A 12,266-nucleotide genomic window follows, 5' to 3' on the forward strand; every position below is an offset into this window, starting at 1 on the left:
GCGTGCGGCGCTCCGCCGCACCGACCGCCGCACCGCCGTCGTCGGCGCGGTGCTCCGCCACGCTCCGGCGCTGTATGCCGCGCACTTCGCGATCGGGCTCGCCGTTCGGCGCAGCGCGATCGTCCGGGCGCTCGCCCGCGCGGTGCGTCGAGGCATCAGCGCCCCGGAGCGCTTCCAGGAAAGGAGGATCGATGCCGACGGCTTCGCATCCTGAGAACCATCGAAACGGCCACGAGTTCCGTGCGTGGGTCACATCCGCCGTGCGGCTGTTCGGGCAGACGCTGCTCGCCCGCATCGGATTCCTGCGGGCTGGCTCGGCACGGGCGCGCACTGTCGTGCTCGCGTCGAACGGCGATGCCAACATCGGCGATGTCGCGCTCCTCGAGGCGTTCGTCTCGACCGTCGGCGGGCCCGTCCTGGTGATCGCCCGGGATCCCGCCAGCTATCCCTTCATCGCCGACCTGGGCTCCCGGGTCGAGGTCGAGCGCACGTCGATGATCTGGGGGTCCCGGGTGCACCGCATCCGATCATTCGTGCGGTTCGGCGCCGCGCTCCGCGGCGCCCGGGCGTTCGTCGTGATCGGCGCCGACAACATGGATGGCGGGTACGGCGATCACTTCGCCGTCACCGAGTGGGCGAGTGCGATCATCGCGCGACGACTCGGGGTCCCGAGTCGGATCGCCGGCTTCAGCTGGAGCGCCGAGCCGAGCTCGGCGGCGGTGCGTGCGTTGCACCGGGCCGCTCGCGCCGGAGTGGAACTCTTCCCACGCGAGCACCTGTCGGCAGACCGTCTCCCCGAGCCGTCGCGTGGTTCGGCGGTCGTGACGGCCGACCTCGCCTTCCTGCTCGCCGAGCCGGTGCCCGACGAGCGCTGGACACCGCACGTCGCCGATCTCCGCGAACGCGGGGCGACGGTGTGCCTGCTCAACGTGAGCGCCCTGATCGCGTCACGCGTGGACCTCGCGGCCGACTACCGCGCGATCGTGGCGGGGCTCGTCGCCGAAGGCCATCACGTCGTCGTGGTGCCCCACGTCGGCGGGCACGGCAATGACGACCGAACGGCGGCGCGCGTCGCACTCGGGGTGCAGGGCGACTCCGCCGACATCACGTTCGTCGAGGATCTGCTGGCCCCGCGGGAGATCAAGGCTCTGGCCGCCGAGGCCGACCTCGTCGTGACCGGGCGGATGCACCTGTCGGTGCTCGCCATGAGCGTCGGCACCCCGGCGATCGTCTTCGCCACGCAGGGCAAGGTCGAGGGGCTGCTGGGACATTTCGGACTCGCGAAGTTCGCTCTCGTACCGTCGCCGGGACTCGCGGTGCGGGTTCTGGAACTGGCCGGCGACCGCCCGAGGCTGGCCCGGGCGCGGGCCGAGATCTCGGCCGCACTTCCCCGCGTGCGCCGGCTCGCGGCGCAGAACCTCGCGGGACTGCCGCTTCAGGGGGTCGGCGCGGATCACGCGACGGCGGGAACGGGGCGCGCATGAAGCTCTCGGTCATCGGCTGCGGCTACCTCGGAGCCGTTCACGCGGCGAGCATGACGAGCCTCGGTCACGACGTCGTGGGGATCGACGTCGACGAATCGAAGATCGCCTCGTTGCGTGCGGGTCGGGCCCCCTTCTTCGAGCCCGGTCTGTCGGCGATTCTGGAGAGCGGGCTGGCGTCAGGCCGGCTCGCGTTCTCGACCGATATCGCCGAGGCGGCGGATGCCGACGTGCATTTCATCGCCGTCGGAACTCCTCAGCGCAGGGGAGCGTACGCCGCGGACCTGACGTACGTCGATGCCGCCGTCGCCGCGCTCGTCCCGATGCTCCGCCCGGGGGTGCTCGTCGTCGGCAAGTCGACCGTGCCGATCGGAACCGCGGCCGGGCTGGCGGACCAGATCCGGGAGACCGGCGCGGAACTGGCGTGGAACCCGGAGTTCCTGCGCGAGGGCTTCGCGGTGCAGGACACGGTGACGCCGGACCGTCTGGTGTACGGCGTGCCCGAGGGCGAGAGCGGTGTCGCGGCACGTGCCACCCTCGACCGCGTCTACCGAGACGCCGTCGCCGCGGGAACCCCCGTCGTCGTGACCGACTACGCGACGGCAGAGCTCGTGAAGGTGGCGGCCAACGCCTTCCTGGCGACCAAGATCTCCTTCATCAACGCCATGGCCGAGATCTCCGAGGTCGTCGGCGCGGATGTGACCCACCTGGCCGACGCGATCGGGCACGATGCGCGCATCGGCCGGCGGTTCCTCAACGCCGGCGTCGGTTTCGGAGGCGGGTGCCTGCCGAAGGACATCCGTGCATTCGTCGCGCGGGCCGAAGAGCTCGGCCGCGGAGAGTCGGTCGCGTTCCTGACGCAGGTGGATGCGATCAACCGCCGCCGACGTGACCGCGTCGTCGAGCTCGCCCTCGCGGCCGTCGGCGGCGAACCGCATCGCGCCCGGGTCGCCGTGCTGGGTCTGGCGTTCAAGCCCGACTCGGATGACGTGCGCGACTCACCCGCTCTCGACGTCGCCGTCCGGCTGCACGGTCTCGGCGTCGACGTCGTGGCGACGGATCCGGAGGCGGTCCCGAACGCACGTCGGCTGCATCCGCAGCTGAGCTTCACCGCGGCGCCCGAGGACGCGTTGCAGGGCGCGGATGCCGTGGTCCTGGTCACCGAGTGGCCGGAGTACCGCGCGCTGGACCCCGTCATCGTCGGCGGGCTCGTGCGCAACCGGACGATCATCGACGGCCGCAATGTGCTCGACCCCGCCGCGTGGCGCGCCGCGGGATGGACCTACCGAGGAATGGGGAGACCATGACCAGTGATCGCGTGACGAAGGCGGTGATCCCGGCCGCCGGTCTGGGGACCCGGTTCCTGCCGGCGACGAAGGCGATGCCGAAGGAGATGCTCCCCGTCGTCGACAAGCCCGCGATCCAGTACGTCGTCGAAGAGGCGGTGGCGGCCGGACTGAACGACGTGCTGATGATCACCGGCCGCAACAAGAACGCGCTCGAGAACCACTTCGACCGAGCGACCGAGCTCGAGTACCTCCTCGAGACGAAGGGCGACATCGACCGGCTCGCGGCCGTGCATCACTCCACCGACCTCGCCCGCATGCACTATGTCCGTCAGGGTGATCCGCGCGGCCTGGGTCACGCGGTGCTGCGCGCCCGGATGCATGTCGGCGACGAGCCCTTCGCGGTGCTGCTCGGCGACGACCTCATCGACACCCGGGACCCGTTGCTCGAGCGCATGATCGGGGTCGCGGGTGCGCGAGGCGGCAGCGTCGTCGCGTTGATGGAGGTGGACCCGCTCACCGCTCACCGCTACGGCATCGCGACCGTGGTGCGCACGCGGGACGACGATGTCGTGCGCATCACCGGCCTGGTCGAGAAGCCCCCGCTCGGGACGGCTCCCTCGAACCTCGCGATCATCGGGCGCTACGTCCTCGACCCGGGCGTCTTCCCGGTTCTCGAGACCGTCGCTCCCGGCCGCGGCGGGGAGATCCAGCTCACCGATGCCCTCCAGGAGCTCGTGCACGTCGCCCCCGGCGTGCACGGTGTCATCTTCCGGGGCCGACGCTACGACACCGGCGACAGGCTCGACTACCTCAAGGCGGTCGTGCAGCTCGCCGTCGACCGGTCGGACCTCGGACCTGACTTCGAGCCGTGGCTCGAGGAGTTCATCGCGGCCCGCGCGGAGCTGCGCTCCGGGCGCGTCGGCGCCTGACCGTCTGGCCCGCACGGACGACGACGACCAGCAGCGCGCCGAGGAGCGCGCCGCAGAGATTCGCGGCGAGGTCGGCTCCGGTGGCGATGCGGGCGGGGCGACCGACCAGCTGCCCCAACTCGACGACGCCGGACACGGCCAGACCGAGTACCGGGGCGATCCACCAGCGTGCGGGTCGGACGGCGGCCGCGAGCATGGCTCCGACCGGAACGAACAGAGCCACGTTGGCGAGCGCCTCGACGACCGAGTAATTGGCGACGGCGGCAGGCACCCCGGCATCCCGCGCGCCGCGCAGAACGTCCTCCAGCTCGCCGCGCACGGGAGCATCCACGGGAGCGGGCCACCACCCGACGACGAGCACGGCGATCACGGCGGCGATCACGCCGACCGCCGCGAGATGCCGAGCGGATGCCCCCGTGGAACGGTCCTCGGGCGACGGCATCCGCCGAGTCTAGGTCGATGCGGGCGCCCGGTCCGTGGCCCGTAAAGGGGGGTCGTCCGGCAGGCGACAGGCGCGCCGCCAGCGGGCGTCGTGCCGATCAGCCGTGGTTAGCGTCGCACTGGGAGGAGCCCAGGCATGCCTGGGTCTTCGCTGGTGGAGCCCGGTGCCGATCAGGGGCCGGCATCGAGGGGGGACGGGTCATGGACCTGAGGGACTACGTCAGGATTCTGGGCAAGAGATGGATGCTCATCCTGCTCATCGCGTTGGTCGGCGTCGGCGGAGGGGCGACGGCGTCGGTGCTCACCGCGCCGCTCTACCGAGCGAGCACGCTCGTTTTCGTCTCCGTTCAATCCAGCGGCGCCGTCAACGAGCTCGCGCAGGGCAACAACTTCACCCAGGGTCAGGTCAAGTCCTACGCCGAGGCCGTCAGCACCCCGCGGGTGCTGGATGCGGTGATCGACGAGCTCGGACTGGACGAGTCCGCCGAACAGCTCGCCCTGTCGGTCGACGCATCGGCACCCCTCGACACCGTCAACATCGAGATCGCGGTCACCCGGCGTTCCGCGGTCGACGCGGCCGCGATCGCCAACGCCGTCACGGCGAGCTTCCGCGACGTGATCGCCGAGATCACCCGACCGGCGAACGGCGACGCCTCGCCCGTGCGGGTGTCGGTGCTGCGGTCCGCGACCGAGCCCGCGAAGGCGGTCTCGCCGAACACGACGCTCAATGTCGGATTCGGCTTCCTCGCCGGCCTGGTGATCGGTCTCGGCATCGCGCTGCTGATCGAGGTGCTCGATACCCGGATCCGCACGGAACGGGACGTCCGCGCCCTGACCGACGCCGCCATCCTCGGGGGCATCGCCTTCGACAAGGACACGGTGCGGCGGCCGCTCGTCGTGCAGGCGGAGCCGGCGAGTGCGCGGGCCGAGGCGTTCCGCTCGCTGCGCACGAATCTCCAGTTCCTGGATGTCGAGGGCGGCCCGCGCAGCTTCGTCGTGACGTCGGCGCTTCCCGAGGAGGGCAAGACGACCACCGCCGCCAATCTGGCGATCACGATCGCGCAGTCCGGCGCGCGCGTGGTCGTCGTCGACGCCGATCTCCGGCGCCCGCGCCTCGCCGAGCAGCTCGGGCTGGAGGGCGCGGTCGGCCTCAGCGACGTGCTGATCGGACGAGTCGCGCTGGCGGATGCCCTCCAGCAGTGGGGCAACCTGCCTCTGCACGTACTGCCCGCCGGAACACGCCCGCCGAATCCCAGCGAACTCCTCGGGTCCCAGGCGATGGCGATGGTCGTGCGCACGCTCGAGACGCAGTTCGACGCCGTGCTGTTCGACGCCCCGCCGCTCCTGCCGGTGACCGACGGCGCGTTGCTCGCCAAGCAGACGCGCGGGGCACTCCTGCTCGTCGCCGCCGGACGCACGCGTCGCGACGACTTCACGAGCGCGGTGCGCGCCATCGAGAACGTCGACGCACGTCTCTCCGGGGTGGTCATCACGATGCTTCCGACGAAAGGGGCCGACACGTACGGCCGCTACGGATACGTGCGGTACGCGGAGTTCGAGAGCCCCCGTCCGGCACGCGTCGTTCGAGCGGCGGCTTCCTGAGGTGAGCACTGCCGTCCCGACGGACGCCCCCGGGCATCCGCTCTCGCGCCTGCCCGTGCTTTTCGTGTGCACCGGCAACGTCTGCCGATCACCGGTCGCCGCCTGGGCGTGGGAGCGTGCGCTCGACGGGCGCGGCGTCACGGCTCAGGTGTCGACCGCCGGCCACGGGGCGCTCGTGGGGGCGTCCCCGGATCCGCTCGCCGAGGCAGCCGCTCGCGAGGCGGGGCTGACCCCGCGCACGCACCGCGCCCGCCAGCTCGCGGCGGCGGACGTGCAGGCCGCCCATGTGGTGCTCGCCCTCGATCGCGACGGCCGACGCGCCGCGGTCGAACTCGTCCCGCGGGCGAGCAGATACAGCTTCACCCTCATCGAGTTCGGGCGCCTCGTGACCGACCTGGTCGCGTCCGGCACGACGGTCGCCCCTGACGGCATCGTCGCGGCCGCGGCGTCCCGGCGCGGGTTCGCGGTGGGGCCCCGAGACCTGCGCGACGACGACGTCCCCGACCCCTATGGGCGACTCCCGCGTCGTCATGCCGAGGCCGTGACCAGAATCGTCGCCGAGACCGAGCGCGTCGTCGAGGCGGTCATGCTGCTGAGCGTGGAGAGCCCGGTGCGCTCATGACGCGACGCGCGGCACCCCGCCGGACGGATGGCTGGCACACGGCGATCGCGATCGCCCTCGTGCTCGTCGCGCTCGGCGACGCCGCCGTTCTGTCGTACGCGCTCCGTCCCCCACCCCCCGACGACTCCGCGCTCGTCATCGAGGCGATCGACACCGACGTCGCGCCCGTGGCGAGCCCGACCCCCACCACGACCCCCGTCGAGCTTCCGGCGACCGTCCGTCTGCTGGCGGCGTTCGATGATCGCGTCGCCTGGCGCAGCACCTCGGTGGGCTGCGGAGCAGGGGCGGTCACCGTCGAGAGGACCGTCGACGCGGGCGCGACCTGGACCGCCACCGCGCTCCCGGATGCCGCCGGAGTGCTCGCGCTCGTCCCCGGGGCGGATGCGCAGACGCTGCGCGTGGTGCTCGCGAGTGCCGATTGCACCGCCGTGAGCCGCACGTCGTTCTCGAGCGGCTCCTTCTGGCGCGCCGACGAGGTCGCGCCTGCGGCGGCGGTCTACCTGGATCCCGCGGACGCGGGACGGGTCCACATGCCCGGGGGCCGCTGGGTGAGAACTCCGTGCGGGGACGTGGCGAGCGCCGCCGCCGTGGATTCCTCGCACGCCGCGGTGCTCTGCGTCGATGGGACGATGCGGCTGACCAGCGACTCCGGCGCCACCTGGGTCGGCCCCGAGGGCATCGAGCAGCCTCGTGCGCTTGCCGCGAGCGATGACGGCTACTGGGTCGCGTCCGCCGCCGCCGACTGCGACGGCATCCTCCTGGTGCGGCTCGAGTCGCGCGGCGAACGCGAGGGAGCGGACGTCTGCACCTCCGTCGACGCCTCCGCCGCGGTCGCGCTCTCGGTGTCCGGCGACGCCGTCTGGGTCTGGGGCGCCTCGGTCGAGGTGGTTCTCGGTGCGGGGTGAGCCGGCGGCGCGTCGTGCGGGTCGCCGACGGAGGCGGGTCCTCGTCGCCGTCGTCGGCGGAGTCGTGCTGGTCGGCGCCGTGCTCGCCGCCTGGGTGCTGGTTCGCGGCGTTCTCGCCCGCGACGCCCTCCTCGAAGCCGCGCCGTTGCTCGCGTCGCTCAGCGATTCGATGAGCGGCTCCTCGGAGGAGGACCCCGCGCCGACCGTGGCGGCGATCCTGGAACGTACCGGGTCCGCGGTCGAGTTGACCTCCGACCCGATCTGGCGGTTGGTCGAGCATGTGCCGGTCGTCGGCGCGGACCTCGCCGCCGTCCGGCGAGTCGCGGCGGGCGCCGATCTGGTCGCGCGGGATGCCATCCCCCCGCTCCTGGAACTCGCGGACGCGGTCGAGTCGGGCGGCTTGCTGCCGCGGGCCGGGCAGATCGATCTCGCCGCCGTCGAGGCCGCGACGCCCGCGATCGTCGCCGCCGACGCGGCCCTCTCCGAGGCCGTTGACCTCCTTCGCGGGGCCGCCGGATCCGGCCTCGTGGCGCCGGTCGACGACGCGGTGGTTCGGATGCGCGAACTCGTCGAGAGCGTCGCCGTGCCGGTCTCGGCGGCCGCGGATGCGGTCGTCATCCTCCCCGACATCCTCGGCGCCGACCGACCGCGTGACTACCTGCTGATCATCCAGAACAATGCGGAGCTCCGAGCGTCCGGGGGGATCCCGGGAGCCGTGGCGATCGTGCATGTGGAGGACGGACGGTTGAGCCTCGGCACCCAGTCGACGGCGTTCTCGTTCCCGCGACCCGTCGCGGAGACCACCCCTGAAGAGCAGATCCTCTACGGCGAGAACTTCACCCGGTATCTCCAGAACGTCACGATGACGCCGGACTTCGCCCGAACCGGAGAGCTCGCGCGCACCCTGTGGGAGCGGCGGACGGGGCTCGCTGTCGACGGGGTCGTCGCCGTCGATCCGGTGGCTCTCGCCCTGGTCCTCGAGGCGACAGGCCCGATCGGACTGCCGGACGGCACGACTCTGGATCCGTCGAGCGTCGTGCAGACCCTGCTCGGCGACGTCTACGAGCGCTTTCCGGTCACGGCCGACCAGGATGCGTTCTTCGCGTCTGCGGCGGCGGCCGTCTTCCACCGGGTCGTGGCGGGCGGCTACTCCTCGCGGGCACTCCTCGCCGCACTCGCCGAGGCCGCGGGCGACCGTCGCCTGCTCGTCTGGAGCGCCGACGCCGTCGAGCAGGAGGTCATCTCCGGCACCGCGGTGGCGGGAGCCGTCCCGGTCTCGGACGGCACGACCTCGGGGTTCGGGGTCTACCTCGTCGACAACACCGAGGGCAAGATGAGCCTCTACCTCGGTTCGCAGATCAGGGTGCGAGCCGCTAGCTGCCGCGCCGATGGCAGACCCGACTTCGAGGTGGCCGTCGCGCTGGAGTCGACGGCGCCGCTCGATGCCGCCCACTCGCTTCCCCCGTATGTGCTCGGCGGGCGCCATGGTCTGGGGGTGGCGGCGGGTCAGGTGCGGACGACGGTCTTCGTCTTCGCGCCGGAGGGTTCCGAGGTGTGGGATGTGGTCCTCGACGGCTCGTCGCGAGCGTTCATCGCGAGCGGCTACGGCGACCACGAGGTGGCGGGCCTCACCGTCACCCTCGACCCCGGCGAGCGAGCTGTCGTCACCTTCCGGGTGCTCGGCCCGCCGCGGGCTCCGCTCGCCACGACGATCGACAGCACCCCGATGGTCGGGGACACCCCGGTCGACGTGGAACTTCTCCGCACGTGCCCCACCGCGACCCCCGGAGTGCCGGTCGCCCGCGACAGAGAACTCCCGTCACCTTTCGGATGACAGCGGGCTCCGGCGCGACCCGCGCGCTCGCTACCGTCAAATCGGACGACGGAGTGCCCCCTCTCTCACCCGCCAAGCCAAGGGACGATCATGAAACGGCTGTCGACTGCCATCGCGCTCGCGGTGCTCGCGATGCTCGCCGTCCCTTCTGCGGCTTTCGCCTACGGCGAGCCGACCGGCCCCAACACCGTCGTCACCGGGGGCTCGGGCGAGTACGTCTTCGAGAACATCCCGATCGACATCACGGACGTCTCGGTGTCGATCGACGGACCGGGCGACGCCGTGCTCTCGGGGTTGGTGACTCGCGTGTACGCCGTGACCGGCGGCACCGTCACGGTGAAGGCGATCTTCCCGGTGACCGGCACCTACACGCTGACCGGGACGGGCACGGGCGCCGTGTCGGGGACGTTCACCAACTCGCTGTCCATCGCGGCGATCGTGCGGCCTGCGGACAGCGGTTCGCTCGGTGCGACCGGCGTCGACGCCGCGCCGTACCTCTGGTTCGGCGGAGGAGCCATCATCCTCGGGGTCGCCGTCGTCCTCGTCCTGGCGAGCGGGCGTCGCCGGCGGGAGATTCCGAGCCGGGATCGCGTCACGAAGGCGTAGCAGAACTTCCGGGGAGCATTGGGGGCCCCGGAGGCGGTGGAGTCAGTCCCAGCATCCACCGCAGTGGGGAGGTCCGTCGGGGGATGGGCCTCCCCACACTTGAGACATCCGGGCAGGTCACGTCCTCGATCTCCTAGCGTGCGGCCACGCCGGGGCGCTAAACTTGAGTCAGTACAACTCAGGTTTGGAAGGATTTCGTGGCCAACATGCAGGGCGCCCCGACCTCGGGGCAGCAGGAGGAGCAGAAGTCCGCCCTCCAGCAGTACGGCATCAACCTCACCGAGATCGCCAAGAGCGGCAAGCTCGACCCGGTCATCGGGCGCGACGCGGAGATCCGCCGCATCAGTCAGGTGCTGACCCGGCGCACGAAGAACAACCCCGTGCTGATCGGGGAACCCGGCGTCGGCAAGACCGCCGTCGTCGAAGGGCTCGCCCAGCGCATCGTCGCGGGCGACGTCGCCGACTCGCTCAAGGACAAGCAACTGGTGAGTCTCGACCTCGCGGCTCTCGTCGCGGGCGCGAAGTACCGCGGCGAGTTCGAGGAGCGGCTCAAGGCCGTCCTCAAGGAGATCAACGACTCCGACGGCCAGGTCATCACCTTCATCGACGAGCTGCACACCTTGATGGGCGCCGGCGGCGGTGAGGGGTCGCTGGCGGCGGCGAACATGCTCAAGCCGATGCTGGCCCGCGGCGAGCTGCGCATGATCGGCGCGACGACCCTCAACGAGTACCGCGAATACATCGAGAAGGATGCCGCCCTCGAGCGCCGCTTCCAGCAGGTCTACGTGGGCGAGCCGAGCGTCGAGGACACCGTCGCCATCCTGCGCGGACTCAAGGAGCGCTACGAAGCGCACCACAAGGTCACGATCGCCGACAGTGCGCTCGTGGCGGCGGCATCCCTCTCCAACCGCTACATCACGTCGCGGCAGTTGCCCGACAAGGCGATCGACCTCATCGACGAGGCGGCGAGCCGCCTGAAGATGGAGATCGACTCCAACCCGGTCGAGATCGACGAGCTCAAGCGCGCCGTCGACCGGTTGAAGATCGAGGAACTCGCCCTCAAGAAGGAGAAGGACGACGCCTCGAAGGCGCGGCTCGAGAAGCTGCGCGCCGACATGGCCGTCAAGGAGTCGCAGCTCGGGCACCTGCAGACGCGGTGGCTGGCCGAGAAGGCCACGCTGCATTCCGTCGGCGACCTGAAGACGCAGCTCAACGAGGCCCGCATCCAGCTCGACCGGGCGATGCGCGAAGGCGACTACCAGAAGGCGTCGAAGATCAACTACGAGACCATCCCCGGGATCGAGAAGCGGCTGCAGGTGGCCGAGCAGGCCGAGCAGCCGGAAGGCCCTCGGATGGTCAACGACCAGGTGACCGACGAGGACATCGCCGCGGTCGTCGCCGCGTGGACGGGCATCCCGGTCGACAAGCTCAAGCAGGGCGAGACCGAGAAACTCCTGCATCTCGAAGCGGAGCTGGGCAAGCGGCTGATCGGGCAGAAGGATGCGGTGCGCGCCGTCTCCGAAGCGGTGCGGCGCACGCGGGCGGGGATCTCCGATCCCGATCGGCCTACGGGATCGTTCATGTTCCTCGGCCCGACCGGCGTCGGCAAGACCGAGCTCGCCAAGGCGCTCGCCGCCTACCTCTTCGACGACGAGAAGGCGCTCGTGCGCATCGACATGTCGGAGTACGGCGAGAAGTTCGCGGTCTCGCGGCTCGTCGGTGCCCCTCCCGGGTACGTCGGCTACGAGCAGGGCGGGCAGCTCACGGAGGCCGTTCGTCGGCGCCCGTACTCGGTGATCCTGCTCGACGAGGTCGAGAAGGCGCATCCGGAGGTCTTCGACGTGCTGCTGCAGGTGCTCGACGACGGGCGGCTCACCGACGGCCAGGGCCGCACGGTCGACTTCCGCAACACGATCCTGATCCTCACCTCGAACCTCGGCTCGCAGATCCTCGTCGACACGGCGCTGCCGTGGGAGCAGCGCGAGGCGGCCGTGCAGGATCTCGTGCGGCAGGCGTTCAAGCCGGAGTTCGTCAACCGGCTCGACGACATCGTGGTGTTCTCGCCGCTCACCACCGACGATCTCGGTCAGATCGTGTCGCTCTACATCGATCGTCTCGAAAAGCGCCTCGCCGAGCGTCGACTGTCGCTCGCGGTCACACCGGAAGCCCGGTCGTGGCTCGCCGAGCGCGGCTACGACCCGATCTACGGGGCGCGCCCGCTTCGCCGGCTCATGCAGCACGAGATCGACGACAAGCTCGCTCGCGCGCTGCTCTCCGGCGACATCCGGGATGGCGACACCGTGCGCGTCGACCTCGATGCCGACGGGCTCACGGTGGGCCGGATGGTGGCGTCCGGCGTCTAGTCCCCTCAGCCGAGAGCGGGCATGACCTCGCGCTCGAACAGCTCGATCCCCGACCGGTCGTACGCCGACTCGGGGAAGTAGTGGATCGCGTAGCCGAGCCCGAGCGCCTCACGCTCCCGGAGGATCTCGACGATCTGCTCGGGGGTACCGGCGAGACCCTCCTTCGACGCGTCGCCGCGGTACTGCGCGACGAC

The 12,266-nt window shown here is 71.1% G+C and carries 11 protein-coding genes and 1 pseudogene; 10 read left to right on the top strand and 2 right to left on the bottom strand.

Going from position 1 to position 12,266, the window contains the following annotated elements:
- The 4 genes from ACILQS_RS12705 to galU all read left to right on the top strand — a co-directional run.
- A partial coding sequence (locus ACILQS_RS12705; RefSeq protein ID WP_395640497.1) for a hypothetical protein occupies positions 1 to 214 on the top strand: 214 nt, incomplete at its 5' end.
- Positions 192 to 1,484, top strand: coding sequence for a polysaccharide pyruvyl transferase family protein (locus ACILQS_RS12710; protein ID WP_395640498.1), 1,293 nt, complete (start codon positions 192 to 194; stop codon positions 1,482 to 1,484). The genes ACILQS_RS12705 and ACILQS_RS12710, both read left to right, overlap by 23 nt.
- Positions 1,481 to 2,788, top strand: coding sequence for a UDP-glucose dehydrogenase family protein (locus tag ACILQS_RS12715; protein WP_395640499.1), 1,308 nt, complete (start codon positions 1,481 to 1,483; stop codon positions 2,786 to 2,788). The genes ACILQS_RS12710 and ACILQS_RS12715 overlap by 4 nt, the downstream gene beginning before the upstream one ends.
- The gene (galU, locus tag ACILQS_RS12720; protein ID WP_395640500.1) at positions 2,785 to 3,699 is read left to right on the top strand and encodes a UTP--glucose-1-phosphate uridylyltransferase GalU; all 915 of its coding nucleotides are present in this window, start codon (positions 2,785 to 2,787) and stop codon (positions 3,697 to 3,699) included. The genes ACILQS_RS12715 and galU overlap by 4 nt, the downstream gene beginning before the upstream one ends.
- On the opposite strand, the gene ACILQS_RS12725 is transcribed toward galU, so the two are convergent.
- Positions 3,653 to 4,141 carry a VanZ family protein gene (locus ACILQS_RS12725; RefSeq protein ID WP_395640501.1) on the bottom strand — a complete coding sequence of 163 codons (489 nt, stop codon included), beginning with the start codon at positions 4,139 to 4,141 and terminating at the stop codon, positions 3,653 to 3,655. The two genes, galU and ACILQS_RS12725, sit on opposite strands and share 47 nt — an antisense overlap.
- Positions 4,142 to 4,341: 200 nt before the next feature.
- Between ACILQS_RS12725 and ACILQS_RS12730 the strand changes: the two genes are divergently transcribed.
- The 6 genes from ACILQS_RS12730 (at position 4,342) to ACILQS_RS12755 (ending at position 12,072) form a co-directional block, all read left to right on the top strand.
- On the top strand, positions 4,342 to 5,742 hold the full coding sequence (locus ACILQS_RS12730) for a polysaccharide biosynthesis tyrosine autokinase (RefSeq protein WP_395640502.1): 1,401 nt from the start codon (positions 4,342 to 4,344) through the stop codon (positions 5,740 to 5,742).
- Between the two features lies 1 nt (position 5,743).
- A complete protein-coding gene (locus ACILQS_RS12735; RefSeq protein ID WP_395640503.1) occupies positions 5,744 to 6,364 on the top strand; it encodes a low molecular weight phosphatase family protein in 621 nt (206 codons plus the stop codon).
- On the top strand, positions 6,361 to 7,269 hold the full coding sequence (locus ACILQS_RS12740; RefSeq protein ID WP_395640504.1) for a hypothetical protein: 909 nt from the start codon (positions 6,361 to 6,363) through the stop codon (positions 7,267 to 7,269). Before ACILQS_RS12735 ends, ACILQS_RS12740 begins: the two co-directional genes overlap by 4 nt.
- A complete protein-coding gene (locus ACILQS_RS12745) occupies positions 7,259 to 9,103 on the top strand; it encodes a DUF4012 domain-containing protein (RefSeq protein ID WP_395640505.1) in 1,845 nt (614 codons plus the stop codon). The genes ACILQS_RS12740 and ACILQS_RS12745 overlap by 11 nt, the downstream gene beginning before the upstream one ends.
- Positions 9,104 to 9,193: 90 nt before the next feature.
- Positions 9,194 to 9,709, top strand: coding sequence for a hypothetical protein (locus ACILQS_RS12750; RefSeq protein WP_395640506.1), 516 nt, complete (start codon positions 9,194 to 9,196; stop codon positions 9,707 to 9,709).
- Between the two features lie 197 nt (positions 9,710 to 9,906).
- Complete coding sequence (locus ACILQS_RS12755; protein ID WP_395640507.1) at positions 9,907 to 12,072, top strand: ATP-dependent Clp protease ATP-binding subunit; 2,166 nt, start codon at positions 9,907 to 9,909, stop codon at positions 12,070 to 12,072.
- 5 nt (positions 12,073 to 12,077) lie between these two features.
- On the opposite strand, the pseudogene ACILQS_RS12760 reads toward ACILQS_RS12755, so the two are convergent.
- Positions 12,078 to 12,266 (bottom strand): annotated as a pseudogene (locus ACILQS_RS12760) (LLM class F420-dependent oxidoreductase); the annotation flags it as partial.

Source organism: Pseudolysinimonas sp. (assembly GCF_044239695.1).
Classification (GTDB): domain Bacteria; phylum Actinomycetota; class Actinomycetes; order Actinomycetales; family Microbacteriaceae; genus Pseudolysinimonas_A.